At 41.1% G+C, this 20,351-nt stretch carries 20 protein-coding genes; 10 read left to right on the top strand and 10 right to left on the bottom strand.

What is annotated here, in order from left to right; all coding sequences use genetic code 11:
• Nucleotides 1-40: 40 nt before the first annotated feature.
• The gene (mutL, locus tag U5J89_RS07550) at nucleotides 41-1,888 is read right to left on the bottom strand and encodes a DNA mismatch repair endonuclease MutL (RefSeq protein ID WP_322575001.1); all 1,848 of its coding nucleotides are present in this window, start codon (nucleotides 1,886-1,888) and stop codon (nucleotides 41-43) included.
• A gap of 458 nt (nucleotides 1,889-2,346) precedes the next feature.
• Here mutL and icd point away from each other — a divergent pair, with 458 nt between their 5' ends.
• Together icd and U5J89_RS07560 are read left to right on the top strand one after the other, a co-directional pair.
• Entirely contained in the window at nucleotides 2,347-3,594 is a 1,248-nt protein-coding gene (gene icd, locus U5J89_RS07555; RefSeq protein ID WP_322575002.1) for an NADP-dependent isocitrate dehydrogenase, read from the top strand.
• A 297-nt stretch (nucleotides 3,595-3,891) separates the two neighbouring features.
• The gene (locus U5J89_RS07560; protein ID WP_322575003.1) at nucleotides 3,892-5,112 is read left to right on the top strand and encodes a ScyD/ScyE family protein; all 1,221 of its coding nucleotides are present in this window, start codon (nucleotides 3,892-3,894) and stop codon (nucleotides 5,110-5,112) included.
• A gap of 180 nt (nucleotides 5,113-5,292) precedes the next feature.
• On the opposite strand, the gene U5J89_RS07565 is transcribed toward U5J89_RS07560, so the two are convergent.
• From U5J89_RS07565 to uvrC, 7 genes are all read right to left on the bottom strand, one after another.
• On the bottom strand, nucleotides 5,293-5,844 hold the full coding sequence (locus U5J89_RS07565; protein ID WP_322575004.1) for a hypothetical protein: 552 nt from the start codon (nucleotides 5,842-5,844) through the stop codon (nucleotides 5,293-5,295).
• Between the two features lie 16 nt (nucleotides 5,845-5,860).
• The gene (locus U5J89_RS07570; protein WP_322575129.1) at nucleotides 5,861-6,475 is read right to left on the bottom strand and encodes a PDZ domain-containing protein; all 615 of its coding nucleotides are present in this window, start codon (nucleotides 6,473-6,475) and stop codon (nucleotides 5,861-5,863) included.
• Nucleotides 6,396-7,406 carry a S1C family serine protease gene (locus tag U5J89_RS07575; protein ID WP_322575005.1) on the bottom strand — a complete coding sequence of 337 codons (1,011 nt, stop codon included), beginning with the start codon at nucleotides 7,404-7,406 and terminating at the stop codon, nucleotides 6,396-6,398. Before U5J89_RS07575 ends, U5J89_RS07570 begins: the two co-directional genes overlap by 80 nt.
• A 2-nt stretch (nucleotides 7,407-7,408) precedes the next feature.
• A complete protein-coding gene (gene recO / locus U5J89_RS07580; protein ID WP_322575006.1) occupies nucleotides 7,409-8,146 on the bottom strand; it encodes a DNA repair protein RecO in 738 nt (245 codons plus the stop codon).
• 70 nt (nucleotides 8,147-8,216) lie between these two features.
• Nucleotides 8,217-8,900, bottom strand: coding sequence for a hypothetical protein (locus tag U5J89_RS07585; protein WP_322575007.1), 684 nt, complete (start codon nucleotides 8,898-8,900; stop codon nucleotides 8,217-8,219).
• Nucleotides 8,884-9,531, bottom strand: a complete 648-nt coding sequence (locus U5J89_RS07590) for an RNA polymerase sigma factor (protein WP_322575008.1) — start codon at nucleotides 9,529-9,531, stop codon at nucleotides 8,884-8,886. Before U5J89_RS07590 ends, U5J89_RS07585 begins: the two co-directional genes overlap by 17 nt.
• Before the next feature lie 435 nt (nucleotides 9,532-9,966).
• Nucleotides 9,967-11,832 carry an excinuclease ABC subunit UvrC gene (gene uvrC, locus U5J89_RS07595; protein WP_322575009.1) on the bottom strand — a complete coding sequence of 622 codons (1,866 nt, stop codon included), beginning with the start codon at nucleotides 11,830-11,832 and terminating at the stop codon, nucleotides 9,967-9,969.
• Nucleotides 11,833-12,015: 183 nt separating this feature from the next.
• On the opposite strand from uvrC, the gene U5J89_RS07600 reads away from it, so the two are divergent.
• The 3 genes from U5J89_RS07600 to U5J89_RS07610 all read left to right on the top strand — a co-directional run bounded on the left by U5J89_RS07600 (nucleotide 12,016) and on the right by U5J89_RS07610 (nucleotide 14,605).
• A complete protein-coding gene (locus U5J89_RS07600; RefSeq protein ID WP_322575010.1) occupies nucleotides 12,016-12,708 on the top strand; it encodes an RluA family pseudouridine synthase in 693 nt (230 codons plus the stop codon).
• Between the two features lie 3 nt (nucleotides 12,709-12,711).
• The gene (locus U5J89_RS07605) at nucleotides 12,712-13,590 is read left to right on the top strand and encodes a class I SAM-dependent methyltransferase (protein ID WP_322575011.1); all 879 of its coding nucleotides are present in this window, start codon (nucleotides 12,712-12,714) and stop codon (nucleotides 13,588-13,590) included.
• A gap of 127 nt (nucleotides 13,591-13,717) precedes the next feature.
• Nucleotides 13,718-14,605: a hypothetical protein gene (locus U5J89_RS07610; protein WP_322575012.1), complete on the top strand. Its 888-nt coding sequence runs from the start codon at nucleotides 13,718-13,720 to the stop codon at nucleotides 14,603-14,605.
• A 6-nt stretch (nucleotides 14,606-14,611) separates the two neighbouring features.
• On the opposite strand, the gene U5J89_RS07615 is transcribed toward U5J89_RS07610, so the two are convergent.
• On the bottom strand, nucleotides 14,612-15,133 hold the full coding sequence (locus tag U5J89_RS07615) for a hypothetical protein (RefSeq protein WP_322575013.1): 522 nt from the start codon (nucleotides 15,131-15,133) through the stop codon (nucleotides 14,612-14,614).
• Between the two features lie 108 nt (nucleotides 15,134-15,241).
• On the bottom strand, nucleotides 15,242-16,624 hold the full coding sequence (rmuC, locus tag U5J89_RS07620; protein ID WP_322575014.1) for a DNA recombination protein RmuC: 1,383 nt from the start codon (nucleotides 16,622-16,624) through the stop codon (nucleotides 15,242-15,244).
• 258 nt (nucleotides 16,625-16,882) lie between these two features.
• Between rmuC and U5J89_RS15925 the strand changes: the two genes are divergently transcribed.
• From U5J89_RS15925 to U5J89_RS07640, 5 genes are all read left to right on the top strand, one after another.
• On the top strand, nucleotides 16,883-17,092 hold the full coding sequence (locus U5J89_RS15925; protein WP_416208506.1) for a zinc ribbon domain-containing protein: 210 nt from the start codon (nucleotides 16,883-16,885) through the stop codon (nucleotides 17,090-17,092).
• Between the two features lie 146 nt (nucleotides 17,093-17,238).
• A complete protein-coding gene (locus U5J89_RS07625; protein WP_322575015.1) occupies nucleotides 17,239-17,898 on the top strand; it encodes a DsbA family oxidoreductase in 660 nt (219 codons plus the stop codon).
• Nucleotides 17,899-18,005: 107 nt separating this feature from the next.
• Nucleotides 18,006-18,764 carry a lytic murein transglycosylase gene (locus U5J89_RS07630; protein WP_322575016.1) on the top strand — a complete coding sequence of 253 codons (759 nt, stop codon included), beginning with the start codon at nucleotides 18,006-18,008 and terminating at the stop codon, nucleotides 18,762-18,764.
• A 118-nt stretch (nucleotides 18,765-18,882) separates the two neighbouring features.
• Complete coding sequence (locus tag U5J89_RS07635; RefSeq protein WP_322575017.1) at nucleotides 18,883-19,812, top strand: matrixin family metalloprotease; 930 nt, start codon at nucleotides 18,883-18,885, stop codon at nucleotides 19,810-19,812.
• 8 nt (nucleotides 19,813-19,820) lie between these two features.
• Entirely contained in the window at nucleotides 19,821-20,333 is a 513-nt protein-coding gene (locus tag U5J89_RS07640; protein WP_322575018.1) for a GNAT family N-acetyltransferase, read from the top strand.
• Nucleotides 20,334-20,351: the final 18 nt, after the last annotated feature.

A 20,351-nucleotide genomic window follows, 5' to 3' on the forward strand; every position in this document is an offset into this window, starting at 1 on the left:
GCTTTACTACACTTTGAAAGTGTAGTAAAGCTCATATTTTTTATCGAAAGCGCGCCTCAATATCCTCAAGCGGAATATACTCCAACGTAGGTTTCTTCAGCGGATCTTTATACGGTTCATCACAGGCAAAAAGCTGATCAAGCAGATTTTCCATCTCCATATCGGTTAGTTTTTTTCCTTTGGGGATGGCCGTCTTTGACGCAAAGGCAATAGCCAGCTTTCGGCGCTCATCGAACTCAAACCTTCCGTCCAGCTCCCGGTACTGTTGTAGCATAGACTTTAAAACCGACTGCTCGTCTCCCACATCAATATCGGCGGGTACTCCGCTAATCATGGCTGTGTTACCGCTCATCAATTGAATGTTAAAACCCATGCGCTGAATGATGGGATGCAATTCTTCGAGAAGCGAAAATTCCGACGCCGAAAAATCCATTGTTTGCGCAAAAAGGAGTTGCTGGGTACTTGGAATAGCGGCTTCGGTAGCACTCAATGCCTTTTCAAATATAATGCGCTTGTGGGCCGCATGCTGATCAATCATACACAATCCGGAACGCGTCTGTGTTAAAATATAGCGATCGTGCAGCTGCCAAAAGCCGCGGTCGCGCATACGTTGTGGACGACTATCTTGATTAGATTTATCCTGCTCATTTTTTTCGGCTTGATCAAAATCGTACAGTTGTTTTGAAAAATTATCCTGATCGCCCTTTTGTGATTTCGGTCGATCAAAATTAATACGCGATGGAAATTTTACAGGCTCCTTCTCCCCTCCACTGTGCTGTTTATTCTTTGCCCCACCAAAATTGAAGTCAGATGAAAATCCCTTTGAGGAAGAAAAACTGCTTTCCTCATCCCTATTAGGAACATCCGGAACCATAAACTCTTCATGCAGTGCTTTCTTTACAACCGATTTTGTGAGTTTAATAACACTACGTTCATCCTCAAATTTGACCTCTTCTTTGGCCGGGTGCACGTTCACATCCACTTGCTTAGGATCAATTTCTAAAAATATGGCATAAAACGGGTAGTCCTTTTCACCGGTCCACGCGTCATAAATATTGAGAATAACATGAGTAAGATAACGATGTTGAATAGGACGTCCGTTAACAAACAGAAACTGCTCGCCACGACTTCGTTTCGTCAGCTTGGGATCTGCGAGCACCCCGTGTACCGTTAGATAACTCGTCTCCTCCCGGAAATGTATGAGACTGGCCTTATAGCTCTTGCCAAACATATCAGTAATGCGATCTTTCAAACTCTGCTCTTTTGGCAGATCATAAATAGTATCGGTATCGGCAATCATTTCAAATCCTAAATCAGGATTAGCAAGAGCCGCCTGCTGAACCGTTTTCAGTATATGTCGAAACTCAGTAGCATCCGTTTTTAAAAACTGGCGGCGTGCCCGTACGTTATAAAAGAGGTTTCGAACTGCCACGGAGGTACCACTTTCGACAGCAGCGGGTTCAAATGATTTTTCCTCTCCCCCCCATATTTCATATTTCCATCCCATCTCATCACCGGGACGCTTGGTCTTAAGCGTAACCTGTGATACCGAAGCAATAGAAGCCATAGCCTCACCGCGAAAACCAAGCGTACGAACTTTAAACAGATCGTCTACATCCTGTATTTTGGATGTGGCATGCTGCTCAAAACAAAGGCGGATATCTTCCTTTCCCATTCCGCTGCCATTATCAATCACTTGAATAAGCGTACGTCCGGCATTTTGAATAACAATCTTGAGATGATCAGCACCGGCATCAATGGCATTATCCAACAGTTCCTTAACCACCGAACTGGGGCGTTGAATAACCTCACCAGCAGCGATTTTATTGGAAATTTCGGGAGGAAGTTCTCGTATTATGGATTGTTCAGATTCCGTTTCCTGGCTCAAATGTCTGTACTTCTTTTATTGATTTTGAATTGGCGGGATGATACTAAATTCTAACTCTGGATGTAAGAAATTTAACGAGCCTAATACAACAGGATTACAGTAAATACATAATATAAATAACCAGTGCTAATCCTAATGCATATAACATAACCGACCGTCCCTGGTGGTATTTCTTATGGGTACGACGAATTTTAATCCGTTCTCGACGACTCATCTCCTTTTCAGGATCGTAATACCGGTACTTGTATTTAAACTTCTTGTTCTTAGGCCGGTAACTAAACATGCCTCTTATCATAACAGCCTCCGTTACTTAACTGACTTTGCTTTCTAATAACCTAATATAATGAGAATTTCATTCAATTTTTATCACTTCCCAGCGATGACTGTCAGCATGCAGGTGGCGATTATTTTTACTATACTTCGTTCCCAAATTTAATTCGAAAATCATTCCAAAATTCATGAGTTACGAGAAGATTACACCACCCGAATCTGGTACTAAAGTTAAAGTAAAAGCTGATGGCTCACTCGTTGTCCCTGACAATCCCGTTATCCCTTTTATACAAGGTGACGGCATAGGTATTGATATAACACCTACGATGCGCAAAGTGTTAGACAGTGCTGTTGAAAAGGCCTATAACGGACAAAAGAAAATCGAATGGTTTGAAATTTATGCCGGAGAAAAAGCCGTTGATTTTTACGGAGAAGATGAGTGGCTTCCAGAGGATACGCTACAAGCCATTGAGGATTATAAAGTTGCCATCAAAGGACCATTAACTACTCCTGTTGGCGGTGGAATTCGCTCATTGAATGTAGCCATTCGTCAGCAAAAGGATCTTTTTGCCTGCGTGCGCCCGGTGAAGTATTACAAAGGAACGCCAAGTCCGGTTAAGCACCCCGAAAAAACGGATATGGTCATCTTTCGTGAAAATACCGAGGATATTTATGCCGGCATTGAATATCAGACCGGAACACCTGAAAACGAAAAGTTGAAAGATTTTCTTATCAATGAAATGGGCGTCGATCAGATTCGTTTTCCCGATACTACTTCTTTAGGTATTAAGCCGATCTCCGAAGAAGGCACAAAAAGGTTAGTCCGTTCTGCAATTGATTACGCTATTTCTGAGGGACGTGACAACGTTACGCTGGTTCATAAAGGGAATATCATGAAGTTTACGGAAGGAAGCTTTAAGGACTGGGGATATGAGGTAGCCCGCGAAGAATATGATGCTGAAGTCATCGGCGAAGGTCCCTGGTGCAAGCTACCCAACGGTATTGTGATTAAGGATGTGATTGCCGATGCATTCTTGCAGCAGATTCTAACTCGTCCCGACGAATACGACGTGATTGCTACCATGAACCTGAATGGAGATTATATATCTGATGCTTTGGCTGCATGTGTAGGCGGAATCGGTATTGCACCCGGTGCCAATATTAACTATAACACCGGATTGGCTGTATTTGAAGCCACGCACGGAACCGCCCCTAAATACACCGGACAGGATAAAGTGAATCCCGGTTCGCTAATTCTATCCGGCGTTATTATGCTGCGATATATGGGATGGAGTGAAGCAGCTGATCTCATCGAGAAAGGCATAGAAGCATCCATCATGGATAAACGAGTCACCTACGATTTCGAACGTCTTATGGATGACGCTACGCTCCTGAAGTGTTCAGAATTTGGAGAAGAGATTATCAAGAATATGTAATTTAGTCTTAGCCTGCAATTCTTGATAACGCACTAATTTATTTGACGGATAACATCCTACTAAAGGATGTTATCCGTTTTTTAAAATAACCACGCCTGACTTACTATTTATTAGCTTGCAAATCCCTTCATTTCATTTGTTTAATTACAGCTTATTTCTATATTAATTTTATAAATTCATCTATTTTATTCAGAGTAATGATGGAATTACTATATATTATCGGCGCTCAAGGCTAATCTACCCCTTATCTATAGATATTTATTACCCCTCATTTATAATTCTTAATGAGAGGGAAATATGTCTACTAAGATTAGATTCATAATTAACACTTACCAGAATTCGAAGTGGTTCCTGCTGTTTGGATCACTTTCTATTCTAATTTTGACTGCTGCCGCATGTTCGGATACTGATATAATCTCGACTGATGAGCTTGATACTATCAGCGTGATAGAGAGCAAAAGTCCGAACTCACCTGCCTCAAACGAGGGACCGTACAGCGATTTTTCAGCAGTCGCATTCGACATCGATGCTGTTTCTGATGGAAGTATATTGGTTACGTACAACAACGTAATCAAGGAAATAAGAAAAAATAAGGTCAATACCGTTACCACTCTGCCTACGGCAAATGGTTCTCCCATTACTGGTATAAGCGATATTGGCAGGGGCAACTTCTTTGCTATCAGCGGTCGTGTCTTTTCTAATGATCAGGAAGCCATTTTATGGCGTGTATCCCGGGGAGAAGCTCGAAAAATATCAGATATTCAGGCCTTTGAAGAAGCCCAGGATCCGGATGCCCAAATCTATGATCCACGATGCAATAATGTCTTCCCATTTGTGGCAGGTCCGCAATCTGATCCATATCATATTACAACACTCAATGGACGAGAAGTCCTTATAGCCGATGCCGCCGGAAATACGCTGCTCTCGGCAAAAACGGATGGCTCCATAGATTGGGTGGCCCTGTTTCCTCCTGCTGTGGATGATCAGGGAAATATTCCGACCGTTCCGATCACGCTCAACAATGGAGAGGTAATATCCTGTAAAGCCCAACCCGTACCCACATCGGTGGCGGTTGGACCAGACGGCGCGTACTACGTGGGGGAACTGACAGGCACACCGGCTCAACCGGGCTGGTCTCGCATCTGGCGTGTTGAATCGGACGCCATGAATACGGTATGTCCCTCGGATGATTGCACGTTGGCTGTTACCGGTCTTACCTCGATCATTGACCTAACATTCGGTCCCGATGGCATGCTTTACGTGGCCGAATATGACAAAAATAGCTGGTTGAGTCTTTTTGGTGGAACTCCAGCAGGAGGTGCCATAAAAAAATGTGACGTATCGAATATTCCCACGAGCAGCAATAAGGGATGTGTAATTGTGGAAGAGGCCGGGATATATCCCGACCTTCCCCTGCCATCAGCACTGACATTTGATAAATGGGGTAATCTCTGGAGCCTGTTGGATAACCTGGGTACTATTGGAAATCCTACCGTACGTAAAATTTCTCTGCCATAGGAGTTAATCCCTTCTTGATCTTGAATGAGCAGGGAATAATATTTCGCTCCAAGTATGTTAGAAGTTTAGAGAAAAAAAATATCTCAAATAAATTACTGATGATTTCCTACTAAAACTAAACCCCGCAAAATTCACTAAAATTTTGCGGGGTTTCTTATTTATTTAATTGGCCTAAGTTAACTAAAACTTACTGAACGCTTTCGAATCTTTCATCGCATTCCAGGCTTTTTCATGAGCGCCCAGCCGTTTTCCAATGCGTTTAATAAGCTCATCCTTGGGAACGCTAACCTCCGCAAAGCCATAGACACTTTCATATCCCTCCGTTCTTTTCACCTCTGTTTTACCTGTTTCAACAAGAGGGTCAACAGCATTCTTGACCCTACGAAGCGCCATCAGAAATTTTGCTTCATCTAATCCTGATTCACTTCCATATTCTACGAGTGCCTCAGAACGTATTTGTTCGAGCTTATCGGATACCGAAGATTTCAGCTCTTTAACAGCCCAGGATTTCGCTTTTTCAATAGATGCTGCCGAGTCACTGTCAATAGCTGTGGAATAGGCAAAAAGTTTTTCTTCATCAGAAACAAATTCCTGCTGTGGGTACCATGATGGGTAATTTGACACCTCTTTCTGAGGTTCATCTTGTAGTTCTGCCATTTCTGCCGAGCCAGAACAAGAAATAAATAATCCCACTAAGCCCAATACCGCTATTGATAAAATAATATGCCGCATTAAATTAATACCTAAACTATTTGGATTGTATGGTTTTTATGTTTCCATTCTGTGCCTGTACTTCAAAAGAATAGTCTTGCGCAGACCCAGAATTTTGCGCTATAAAATGCTTCAAAGATTGCAGATCTTCAACTTTATGGCCGTTAACTTTTAAGATTGTATCTCCTTCTTCTAATCCCATGCTATCAGCATGCGATCCGTTTACTACATCTATTACAATCAATTTATATTGTCCCTGTTCAGAATTACCAATAGCCATAATCCGAAACCCTAAATCAAAAGCAGCAAACTCAACTTCGCGGGCTCCCTCTTCGTTATCCATTTCCTGATCTCTTTGTTGTGGCTCAACAGACTCTCTACGATCTTGTTGACGATCAGCAAGTTCTTCCTCCTCCCGCTCCAGCATTCCCAGCACTACTTGCTTTTTGATCTCTTTACCTTCTCTATAAATTTCGAGTTCAACGATATCTCCGGGATTCAATACCGCAATCTTCTGCTGAAGCTGATTAGATTCATTCACCTTCTCTCCGTTGACGCTTAAAATAACATCATTAGCACGGAGTCCGTGTTTTTCTGCCGCACTTCCGGGTGTTATTCCTGATATGATATACCCCCCGAATGCTATCCATATCTAACTGCTCAGCCATACTGGCATCAACACTTACAATCGTTACACCAAGCAGTGCACGTCGCACATGTCCATATTCAATAATATCTTCGGCAACTTTTGATGCCAGGTTAGAAGGCACTGCAAATCCATAACCCTGGTAACTGCCACTTTGGGATGCTATGGCCGTATTCACTCCAATAAGCTCACCGCTGGTATTTACCAGTGCCCCACCGCTGTTCCCCTTGTTAATAGCGGCATCTGTTTGGATAAAACTCTCTACCCGCATCTGATCATCAATAATCTGAACATCTCGACTTAAGGCACTTACAATACCCGCCGTAACAGTTGATCGGAGTCTAAAAGGATTCCCAATAGCAAGGACCCACTCACCCACGCCTACTTTATCAGAATTACCAATAGTAATAGCAGGTAATCCCCGGGCATCAATTTTCAAAACGGCCAAATCTGTCGTAGGATCCTGCCCGACAATCCGTCCCTTAAACGCACGCTTGTCATTAAGAACAACTTCAATTTCATCATTTACGGCTCCATCAATAACGTGATTATTGGTAAGGATATAGCCATCACTGCTTATAAGGATTCCAGACCCAACAGTTCGAGCTCGTTTAGGTAACATATCCCCCCAAAAGCTGTCCTCCTCATGAAATTCATCATCCGGCATATCGCTTCTTGAAAAAGGAACAGTGGTTTCAATATAAACCACCATTGGCGTAACTCGTTCAGCTACACGTTCAAAAAGGAACCGGGCATCAAGTTTTTCCAGCTGTTCATTGGTAAAAAGAGGCTTAGAACTGTGCTTGACTTCCGTAATTGCAACATCGGCTCGATCATCAACGGGACTGTAAAAGCTGTAGAAAGCGAATAAAGTACCTGCAACAATCCCAATAAGGATGAGAAGGACGCCGCTTAAATATCGATTACGAAATCTCATAACTACTCCTGTAATATTTGTTCAAAGATGGCATCTGATTTTCGAGCCTTAAGTCCTTCCACATGATATTTTAAATATCTATCAAGGTGCTCAATCAGCTGTCGCAGTTCACCGGTTTCAAAATTTATATCAAATAATATAGAACTTTTGGCCAGCAGTGCTATCCGTATGTAGGAAAACTGGTTTGAAGTTAATTTATATGAATGCGATGAAACTTGTTCATTAGTAACCAAACCAGATTCGAGGTTCAAATAGTTCGTTTTCTGGTCTCCATTATTCGTATCCAGCTGAAGTCCTATACCTGTTAACTCAGCCAAACGAATTTGAATATACGGAAAAAGTTTCGGGGGATGCACTTCAGCAGAATTCAACCAGCTGAGCATCTTCTTTGTGAAGATAAAAAGCGGCTCATTTATTTCATCATCGTGCAGCAGCTGACTGATGAGCTCGATAGCTGAAGTCATGGTGGCCATCTTCTCAAAATCGGACCGTAAATTCTTATTCTTTACTGAGTAGCTGGCCTCTGAGAGAATCTGTACCGATCTGGAAGATTTGTAATAATAAACGACATCCAGAATATTGCCAATTTCTATAAGCCCTGAGAATTTACTTTTGGGCTTCTTTACGCCTCGAACCATCAGGGCAATTTTACCGTGTTCAAGGGTAAAAGCCGTAACAATTTTACTGGACTCTTGGAAATCAACAGATTTGAATATTATTGCTTCGGTATGGGTAATCATCCTCTATCCATTTAAATCATAATCCATCAGATAGAGAAGTATAGAAGCTTTAAGGCTGAAAAAACAGTACTTAATTTCCCGATCCTGTAAGTTGAATAGATTTGACTCTATTGTTTTGAATATTCGAATCTTGAATAAGCTGCAACCTTTCAGTAGATCTCTGTAGAATAGTTTGGAACTGCTCTTGTTGATTTGAGAATTGATCCTCAAAGCGAAGAATATCCTCGCGGTCAACCCAAGGATCAATGTTACTGGTTTCGGGAGTAGCTGTAGTGGGTTGTCTTTGCATATTACTGCCGGCAAATTGTGTAGAACTTGATCCGTCATTACCGGTACTTACCTGATTAATATCCTGTGCTTGTGTAGCAGGCGATGAAACAGAAGCCGCAGCCGTTTGCTGAGAATTGTTAGACTTCGCCCCCTCACTGTCAATAAATAGCCAAGCTCCTCCGGCCGTAATAGTTAGCGCCAGTGTTGCAGCAACAGCATATTTGTAGGCCGGCTTAAAGGTTTTATTCTGTTTTCGATTTTTCTCAGCCTGTTCAGCTGCCTTTTTCTTTACAGCTTCGGTAACATGAGATGGCGGCTCAACCTCGGGCAACTGGTCGAGCTTTTTGAGGGTCTGCCGCATACTCTCAACTTCAATAAGCAGATCCTCATCCTCCATCATAGCACGTTCCATGAGCAGTTCTTCAGAAGGATCCATCTCCTTCATCAGGTACCGAATGCAATCATTATTATCCTCGTTCCGCATAACTATTCTCTTCTTGTTCTTTTTCTTTATCAAAAAGTTTTCGAAGATTTATGAGCGCGTACCGCATACGTCCCAGTGCGGTGTTAATGGAAACATCTGTAAGTTCTGCAATTTCTTTAAACGGCATTTCATAATAATGTCGCAGCATAACTACTTGACGTTGTTCCTTAGGAAGCTCGTCAATATGGCGCATTAAGCTACTTTTCGCCTCATCTTTTTCGAGCTGTTCCTGTGCGCTGACTAAATCCTCATCAGGCAAACGATCATAGAAATCAGTGTTTGATTCTTTGTCGTAGTTAGAACTAACGTCCACAAACCGTTTTTGTTTTCTTAGATAATCAATTGTTGCATTATGAGCAATACGCATGACCCAGGCGATCCATTTCCCCTGTTCATTGTACGTATCGTCCATTTTAGTAATCACCTTCGTGAACGTCTCCTGGAAAATATCATCAGCCTTACCGCCATCTTTCACCATACTGTAGATATAAGAGTATATCTTAGTCTGGTGACGGTTCATTAATTCACTGAATGCCTGCTCGTCACCGTTCTGACGGTAAAAACGAACCAGATCTTTATCATCCAGCTGCTGATACTTTTTACTTATGTGATTTGACTGTTCGAGTTTCATAATAACCTCACGTCTGATTTAAGTAAATTTAGTCATTCCTGCAAGCAATAATTACCTACTCTGCCTACATATTGACCTTAACCTCCAATCAGAACAAAATTTTATTTGCAAAGAGTTCATTACCATCGTGTGATGTACTTACGAACTTTACAAGTATATGTTCCTCATCGATTAAGATCAGCTATCAACATTGCTTATTATAATTGTAAGCGCTGCTTAACCGACTTTCCATCACATGTTAATGTTACAAGAGTATTAGTTGCAATATTTATGCCGAAGCCCTTTTTACTGACAGAATGCATTATTAATAAGAAAAATAATCTATTATTCACAATATAAAATTCCGATAAATGAACACTATACATCCTATAATATGTTAAATATTCGATTAGTGTGCTAAAAACATAACCCAAGTAGATTAAGATTTACTATGCTCTATTCTTCTTCAGATGATGAGTCATGAAAGTATTGATATACTTTCTGACCGGTCTTTTCCCCTACTTCTTCCTGTAAATCTTCAAGTTCAGCATTCTGCACTGATTTAACAGAGCCAAATTCTTTTAGCAACTGTTGTGCCGTCTTCTTACCAATGCCATTGATCTGAGTAAGCTCTGTTTTAATTGTCCGTTTTGAACGCTTATTACGATGAAAGGATACCGCAAAGCGATGGGCCTCATCTCTCACTTTCTGCAATAGTTTAAGGGCCGACGATTTTTTAGGAATCATGATAGCATTAGATTTTTCCGGCACAAATACTTCCTCCAGTCGCTTAGCCAGTCCAATAATTTCGCATTCACCGTAAAACCCAATCTTTTTAAGAGCATCAACCGCACTGCTAAGCTGTCCTTTCCCGCCGTCAACAACAATTAAATCTGGTATTTGCTGCTTTTCATCCATAACTCTTTTATAACGACGGCTTAACACTTCTTTCATCGAAGCAAAATCATCCGGTCCCTCCACAGTTTTGATATTGAATCGCTTGTATTCACTCTTTTTAGGACGCGCATCCACAAAGCAAACCATCGAGGCAACCGGATCGCTGCCCTGCAAATTGGAGTTATCAAAACATTCAATACGTCGGGGTAACTGCTGCAGGTTGAGCTGTTCCTTAAGCTCTTTAACCGAATGCGGAATTCGTTTCTGTGCTGCTTTCTCTTTTTCAAGCTTCCGTTCACCCAATAGGTATTTCGCATTTGAAAGCGCCATGCGAATCATCTTGGCTTTTTCTCCCCGTTGTGGACGATGGATCCGTACTTTTTTACCTCGTTCCTCCCAAAGATACTGTGCCAATGGTTCCTCATTTACCAACTCGTCACTTACGTACACCTCATCGGGAATGCCCCCCGCATGCTGACCCGTATAGTAATCCTCAACAAATGACTGCAACATCTCTCCTTTTTCGAGGTGCTTAATATTCTTCAAAAATCGATGAAACTTGCTGATTAGCTTTCCTTCACGAACTTTAAACAGCACTCCGCAAGCCTCGTTAATCTCCTCATCCACTTTAACAGCAAAGAGATCACGGTCTACCTTCTTATCAGCCACCATCTTCATCTTCTTGCTGTATTTTTTGACGGCTTCAAGGCTATCACGAATTTGTGCGGCCTGCTCAAATTCCAGCGCATCCGAGGCAATAGACATCTCCTCTTTAAGATCACGGATTAGCGCATCCGTTCGGCCATTGAGCATCCGTTCCACCTTATCAATCGTCGCCTGATACTTTTCCAGATCCCAATCACCGGAACAGCTTTCAAGATAATCATCAAAACAGGAATGCCACTTGGGAGGACCCTTGGTGCGATCAATATTTTTGCGGGATACCGCACAGGTGCATAAATCAAAGGCCTTACGAATAGTATCGAGCATGCGTTTCATGTGCGTCACGCTGTCATAAGGACCGTAGTATTTGCTACCGTCATTGATAACCGTGCGGGTGGGATATACACGCGGACGCTCGTCGTTAGTCACACAGATATACGGATACGATTTATCATCTCTATACAAAATATTGTAGCGAGGATGATGCTTTTTAATCAAATTATTTTCAAGGATAAGTGCTTCGGCCTCAGAATCTGTAACAATTACCTCAAGGTCCTCAATCTTCCCTATCATCACCCGAATACGCCCATCGTGATCACTGGAATCCTGAAAATAGGAACGCACCCTGTTGCGAAGCCGTTTGGCCTTGCCTATATAAAGCAAGCGTTCTTTTTTATCCTTAAACATATAAACTCCGGGTGAAAGCGGCAGATTGTCAACTTTCTCCCGGACATCCACCTCGGTATTGTCATTATCACTCATTCTAAAAAACCTTAAATTCTACTGATCAAAAGACACCTGTAAACTTACTGATACTGACGCTTGATTAGAAACCAATACATCTTAATTTGTCAAACTTTATCCTTGCCCTACTTCGATGCTTTACATAAAATCATTAGTTTTGTACGCCTAAAAATATCTTGCAGGCAGATATAATTCACTATCATGAAAAAGACCCAAACTGATCCCAATATTCCCATTATTTATGAAGATGAACATCTGCTCCTCATTGATAAACCGGCTGGCCTGCTTTCCCAGGAAGATCATACCGGTGATGCGGATGTATTAACGCTGTGCAAGCAATATCTAAATAGATCACAAAACAATAATGCTTTCTTGGGATTAATTCATCGCCTCGATCGTCCGGTAAGTGGACTCATGCTTCTGGCAAAAAACCGGAACGCTGCAGAGAATCTATCAAAACAGATTCGTGATCGCACCATACAAAAAACATACTGGGCGGTAACTTCAGGATCTCCACCCCGAAATGGAGTGCTGACACATCGCCTTCATAAAGACAGGGACACCAATATTGTTGAAGTTGTAACCGACAATCAGCAAAAGGGGAAACAAGCTGAACTTTCTTTTGCGAAGCTCGAAGAATCAGATGATCTGCATCTACTTTCTGTTCACCTGCAAACGGGGCGTCCCCATCAAATTCGCGTGCAACTCTCGCATGAAGGGTATCCGATTTGGGGCGATTATAAATATGGACAGGACCAACCCGACGGTCGAAAAATGGCTTTACGAGCTGTAGAAATTGTCTTTAAACATCCACAAACAAGCCAACACGTACATTTTGAATTGGCCACTCCAAGTGAACATCCCTGGTCGCAATTTTCCATCGCCCATCAATAGCCTATGAAACCTGATCAGCTGAGTAAAACGGCCGCTTTTATCGCAATAAAATTATATGGATTAACCCGTATTCCGGCATTTCAATCACTTTTTGATGATTCAGTAATCAACTTTTACGACCGTGTTGTCAGAAACTTACCTTTTCCGCTAAATCAATATCATTATTGGCTCAAATATAGTTGGGTCCGAAGATTATATATCTGGTCAGAAGAACTTCTTTTGCCGGGTGATCTGCTACATATTATCGCCCGTAAATACTACATCAGGCAACTTATAAATGAGTTAAAAGATGATGAATATAACCAAATAGTTGTTCTCGGTGCGGGTTTTGATGATCTGGCTTTCACCTATTCACAAAAGGGATTTTCTTGCTATGAATTTGACGTCCCCCATATGGCTAAATACAAGCAACAGTTTTTAAATAGATATTATCCGGACAGCAAGCATCCCGATATAATTGATGTTCACCTAACTGACAATCAACAGAAATTACCATTTAGCTCCGATTCTACAATCAATCGAGATAATAAAACCATCGTCATTGCTGAAGGTTTTTTCGATTATCTGCATCCAGATCTCGTGGGGAATATTCTTAATCAACTGCAGCACTTTTTTTCTGATGGTCCCGCCCTTATTAGCACACATTTTGCCCTGGACGAGCTACCGATCCATCACCGGTGGTCATTTAAAACCGGTGTTAAAACGGTGGGAGAAGAACTTAAGCTTCATCATGATATCAATGAATTTGGTAAACTGCTCACGAAAAATGGATTCATTATAAAAAAGCAATTTGATCATCTCACCATGGCTTCGAAGCTACAAGAAAAAATTAAGACAAGTCTTCCCATGCTGAATGGATTCTATTTGTTAATGAGTAAATAGATTGCTTTTTTCTATTTTTTTAGATGTAAAATCTGATTAGAATTGGAACACAACATTTACCCACTATGTTAATAAGATAAATTATAAGCAACTCGATTATATACCTGCCAGATGAACACTAAATATTATGGATCGTAAATTAACAAAATCAGAAGCACTGGAGCTTTTAACGCCCGTAGTTGACAATGAAGTTAGTGCTGAAGAGCGCGATGCATTTCTGGAATACATTGCTGATGACAAGAATTTAAAGCAAGAATATGAGTCAATGAAACGGGTTAAGGCACTAATGGCGGACCGATGTCCCTGTGCAAAAGCTCCGGAATCGTTAAAAGATTTTCTCTCATCCTATTGCTCCTCTACTTCCGTCGATGAAATTTCCCGCAAAAATTCTGTAACCCAGCAAGAGCAAACAGAACCTTCTGTTTCTTCTGCTCAGCAATCAAACTGGTGGTATTATGCTGCAGCTGCTGTCGTTGTGTTCACAATTTCTGTTTGGAGCTTTTTGAACTACGGAAGCTCGGCAGTTGAAAACCCTACATATAATATTGAGGAGTATGCCTACCAACATTTTATGAAACACGGTGGCAAGCTGGTTCCTCCAACCATCTCCACCGCCAGCCTGGGATCAGCTGAAATTGAATTAGCACAAAATTATAACATGTCTATGACTATCCCGGAATTGGATAAGGCTGAATTTAAAGGGGTAGTCTATGAGGAGTTTGTCCCTGATTTTAAAGCACCAATGCTGGAATATTACGTACCCGGCGAAGACCAGTTTATTTATATTTTTGCTTTTAACATCGATGAAATAGAGCAATTTGGCCAGCTGGTACGTAATCAAGAGGCTGTAAAGACCTGTACTAAATCACGGGATTTTCATATCCGAAATGTAAATGGAAAGCATGTTGTCTCCTGGAAATGGAATAATATCTGGTATGCTGCAATATCTAATCACGACGGTAATACGCTGGCTTCTCTTGTAAAACCATTGGCATACGAACCTTCTAAGGATTAAACTCTTCTAAAAACGTAGACTTGCGGTAAGCACCGGCGCAACCTCATCATCCACAACAGCCGGAGTTATATTAATTGAAAAGTTTCTCCCGCCAGAATTGTGCTCCTTAACAGAAGCATTTAAGCTTATCATGTTGTAGATAAATCCAGCTAAAATAAGTCCTTCCCCTATTAACATTTTGGTGTCAGTAAGTGATACTTCTTCATTGTCGACACCCAATGTATTGGAAAAACGCTGACCAAAAACCTCACGGGTCCCATCCAACATCAGGATAGTTCCCACAGCCCTGGCTCCCATCCCAATTACACCGCGAGGATAATCTTCGGCATAGAAATTTCCTGTTGAAGCCCCAGCCACAATTCCATACAGAGTAAGATAAGCCCCCGTTTTTTGGATAGTATTATTATCAAAAAGTGCAACTGCTGCTACTCCTGACCCAATAGATACTACGGTATTAGTTAAGGCAATGCTACGAGCTTTCGAAACAGTTTTTTGCTGACCGCTGACAAACGGACTATTAATGCTCACCTCACTCTGTGCGTCTGCTGAAAATGTTATCCCAAATAGTAAACAGAAAAAAAGAATTGTTTTTTGCATAAGGCGGAATATCAAAACCTTTGCGGAAAAAGAAAATTATTAATCGGATTCTTTTTCTTCTTCTACATCATCCATCCCATTAGGAGTTTCTTCCTGATCAAGCAGATTACTGGATAACTTTTTAGTATTGCTTGCGCCTAATTTTCGCAGTTTGTCAGCTTGTCCAATCAAATCGCCCCGACCGGTTTTAAGTCTATTCATTGCCTGATCATAGCTTTCCTGCGACTGACGAATACGCATGCCAATCTCCTCGAGACTCTCTACAAAAAGCACAAACTTATCGTACAGTTTGCCACCCCGTTCAGCAATTTTTTGGGCATTTTTATTCTGATATTCCTGCTTCCATACACTATCGATTGTGGCTAGTGTAGCCAGCAGCGTAGACGGACTTACAATTACAATATTTTTGTCGAAGGCATCGTAATAGAGACTGGAATCCTGCTGAAGCGCTACCCCAAATGCCGATTCGATAGGGACAAACATCAGCACAAAATCGGGACTGTTTCCCCCATACAGCTGTTCATAATTTTTGCTGCTAAGTCCCTTTACGTGGCTGCGCAGTGAACTCACGTGTTGTTTCAACGCCCTCTCACGTTCAGCCTCATCTTCGGCAGAACTAAATTGCTCGTATGCCTTCAGCGAAACCTTCGAATCAATCACCAGCCGTTTCTCATCCGGCAGATATACTACTACATCGGGATATAAATTGCGACCATCCTCACTGCGATGATTTTCCTGAATTTCATACTCCCGTCCTTTTGTCAATCCCGATTTCTCAAGAATCCGCTGCAGGATTACTTCGCCCCAGCTACCCTGCGTTTTTGAATCTCCCTTTAAAGCACGAGTCAAATCCTTGGCCTCCTGTGCCATCTGCTGATTCATCTCTTTAAGATGTTCCAGATGCTGCTTCAGCGAACTGCGTCCTTCAATATCTTCTTTATGAGTCTCCTCTACTTTCTTTTTAAACTCCTCCATCTTTTCACCGAGCGGCTTAAGCAGCTGATCCAGCTTCTCTTTATTCTGCTCGGTAAACTTCTTGGATTTTTCTTCCAAGATTTTATTTGCCAGATTCTCGAATTCATCCTTAAACCGCTCCTGGAGATTTTTCATCTCCTCCTTTTGCTCATCGAGACGTTCCTTCAAATTATCATTAACCGATTTGAGGCGGACATTCTCTTTTTCGGCTTCATTTGCCCGACTCTGTTCTTTGTGATAATTATTCTTGACTTCCGATACCTCGGCATCGAGACGTTCGTTTCGCTCCTCAAGACGCGAGATTATCTGCATCGCCTCCTCACGCTCTTTCTCCAGAGTATCCGCTTCTTCTTTGCTTAAAGCCTGACTGCTTTTGTATTTGAAGTGGGCAATAACGTAGCCAAGAATCAGGCCGACAATGATATAGATGATAGATATAAGTTCCATGAAGCTTTTTAATGTTGGAGATTCAATATTGAATGATAAATCTGGGCTGTTGTCAATATCACAGTTCTAATACCCAGATTCCAATGTATTAAAAATTAGCGATGCAGAATGACAACATACTGGCAGTCTACCTATTGCAGTAAAAGGAGGATTTATTATTAAAGAATTTAAAGGCCGGTGCAAGGAATCTTGGATTTTGAAAAGTGTTTTTCTACCATTGAAAATCAAATCCATTTTAGTTTTTAAACCAATATAAAGATGCCTCAACAAAACTGGGAATGTCCTAAATGCGGGAATCAACATTTTGAAGTAGACGAGCTATCGGGTACGGGCGGTGGAGTATCCAAATTTTTTAACGTACAGACTAAAAAATTCACTACTGTAACTTGTTCGAGTTGCAAATATACTGAGCTTTATAAAGGTGAAACCAGCACACTATATAATGTATTAGACTTTTTCGGTAACTAATGTATATCTAATTAAGGTCCGGATTTTTCAATATCTATTTCCGCTCATAATTTAACAAAACAGCAACAACTCCATTTGCGAATGGATTTCACTGCATTTTGTTTATTTTAATGTGAAAGTAATTTTAATAATAAGATATCATCTTTATGGAAGTAGAAATCTGGTCCGATGTAATGTGTCCTTTTTGCTATATCGGCAAGCGGCGCTTCGAAAATGCTTTGGCGAATTTCGAATATAACAATGAGATTGACGTTACCTGGCGCAGCTTTCAGCTCAATCCCGATATGGAAACCGATCCCGATGCTAATATCAATGAGTACTTAGCGGAAGCTAAGGGATGGTCTCTCGAACAGGCGCAGCAAATGAATCAACGAGTCACCGATATGGCAGCCGATGAGGGATTGGAATACAATATGGATCAGGCTGTAGTAGCTAATTCATACGATGCCCATCGACTGGTACAATTTGCTAAAGACCGGGGAAAGGGAGATGAGATGGAGGAAGCCCTTTTTAAAGCATACTTCACTGACGGGAAAAATATAGCCGATCATCAAACGCTCATTGCGTTGGCAGAGAGTATCGGAATTGATCCTACTGAGGCAAAAAGTATATTAGAAAGCGAGAAATATGCTAACGCTGTCAATCACGATATACAGCTGGCTCAAAATATCAATATAACAGGAGTGCCCTTTTTTCTGTTTGATCGAAAATTTGCCGTATCGGGAGCCCGTGAAACAGAAGTGTTTTTAAAAGCGCTGAAACAATCCTGGAATGCAAAGGTTGAGGGTCAGCAAAAGTCTAAGTAACAACTTTTTTATAGCATTTAATTTTCTGTAAAAAAGACTTCCATTTGGATGCAGAATTTTTATAATTAAATACAGATACGGCTATAAAAAAATACAAAGGCAATATTATGTTCTTCAGACGACTCAAAGCCTCACTGGTATATCTTCTGCTTTTAATACTCACTACTCCTGCTTTGGCGTATGAAGATCCCGATAATGAGAATCTGTCTTCCCTTATCTCCTATCTTGAAAAGAAAGGCTTTGAAGTGCAATCACTGCTGGATGATCCCCGCTTTGAGCTATATCAAGATATCGCTGATCGATTCAGAAAATCAGCGGAGCGAAAATCACAGAGCCTGGATTCGTACAAAAGGGTGCTCAACTTTGAGGATAAAGCCCGTAAGATTGATGAATTTATGGCGAAATACTCTGACCAGCTTAAACAGGCAGAACAAGAATATGGAATTCCCTCATCTGTTATTGCTGCTATTATTGGAATAGAATCTGATTTTGGGAAAAATGTGGGCTCCTATAATCCTTTTAATGCATATGTATCGATGTATGCCAATGAATACCGCAAGGACTTTGCCAAGGCTCAAATATTGGAACTCTTGAAATTTACGAAACGTAAAAATATAGATGTTTTTGATTTAAAATCGAGCTATGCCGGGGCCATAACATTTGCCCAGTTTATCCCCTATTCCCTTAACAAATGGTTTGTTGGAGATGATATTTTTGACATGAATAATAACATCATGTCTGTTGGCAATTACCTGGCATATTTTAAGAAACGCACGGGAGATATCGAGACAGCCGTTTTACGATATAATCCCAGCCGGTTATATACAAAAGCTGTTATGGATTTAGCCGAACAAGCCCGATCATAATTTTACTGTTATCAGCTAACAGGCACAAAAATTGCTGTGAGAAGCTTATCAATTTTTCTTTGCTCTTTCGTCTCTGTCCCATAGATACGTTTTAACTTCTGAATAAGAATTATACATAGTGAATTCCAAAATTTACTCGGCACTATTTGTCCTTACCGTTTTTGCGGGATGGTTAATATTTAGCAATGGCTCAACAATAAACCGTTCCGATCAAAAGGCACCTTCTCCTTGCCAGGATCCCCTCACCTATCGACTTGGAGATATCGATTCGCGCTTTGATATCACTCAAAAAGAGCTGGCCAAAATTATGGATGAAGTGGAACAGTTATGGGAATCAGCAATAGACAAAGACCTGATCAATTTATCACAAGATGGACAGGTAGCTTTAAACCTGATTTACAGTGAAGAACAAAAAAGAACAGATGCGGAACGGCAATTTTCTGATCGGATTACAGCAAAGGAACAACAGGTCTCAACTGTTGAACGGGAATACAAGCGGCTTTCTGATCGATACGAGAAGGCTGAAAAAGATGTTCGCCAAACACTAAATGAATACAACAGTAAAATATCGACCTATAACCAATTAGCTAAAGAATGGGAAGGAAAAGAAGCATCATCAAAAATTATTGCCAAATTTAAAACCCTGGAACAAGAAATTAGTACTCTTGAAGCTTCATTAAAACGGAAAAAGAAAAACCTGGAATCACTCAGAGAACGAACCAACGCCAAGACAGAAAAGCTGAATAATCTTATCAAGGAGCATAATAACCTGATTGCCGAGTATAACGATCGTTTTAGTAAGCCCAGAAAATTTGATCAGGGACGGTTTGTAAAACGTGGTGAAAATCAGGCGATAAACATTTATCAATTTGGCAATCGTGCTCAGCTTAAAACTGTTCTGGCTCATGAAGTGGGACATGCTCTGGGATTAGATCACGTCGATAATCCAAAATCCATTATGCACAACATGATGGCCAAACAGAATATGGCAAATCTTCAGCTTACAGAAGAAGATATTTCGGCTCTAAAAAAACAGTGTGATATGTAGGCTTCAGCATGAAGATTCTTCAAACCGAACGTTTAACTCTTCAACAACTTACACCAAGCGATGCCCCCTTTATCTTGGAATTATTAAACGAGCCTGCGTTCCACAAATATATTGGTGATAAAGGCATACGAAAGAAAAAAGGTGCCCTGGAGTATCTGGAAGATGGTCCCTTGGCAAGTTACAGAAATCATGGTTATGGGCTTTATTTAGTAAATATAACGGTATCCGATTGTTCAATTGGCATCTGTGGATTAAAGAAACGAGAAGTTCTCAAAATACCCGATCTTGGATACGCTTTTCTCAAAAAGTACTGGGAACAAGGATACGCCACCGAAGCCGGACGGGCTGTGCTCGACTATGCCAGGAAAGAATTGAAATTATCTCGCATAGCAGCAATTACCCATCCTGAGAATGAACAGTCGATTAAAGTGCTCACCAAACTTGGATTCCAGTTAGAAAAAACTATTAACTTGTCAGGATTTAATAGCCCAAATAAACTCTTTGAAATCGATCTTAATTAGCTTAGATCCTTTGCAGTT

The organism is Fodinibius sp., from assembly GCF_034521915.1.
Lineage (GTDB): Bacteria > Bacteroidota > Rhodothermia > Balneolales > Balneolaceae > Fodinibius.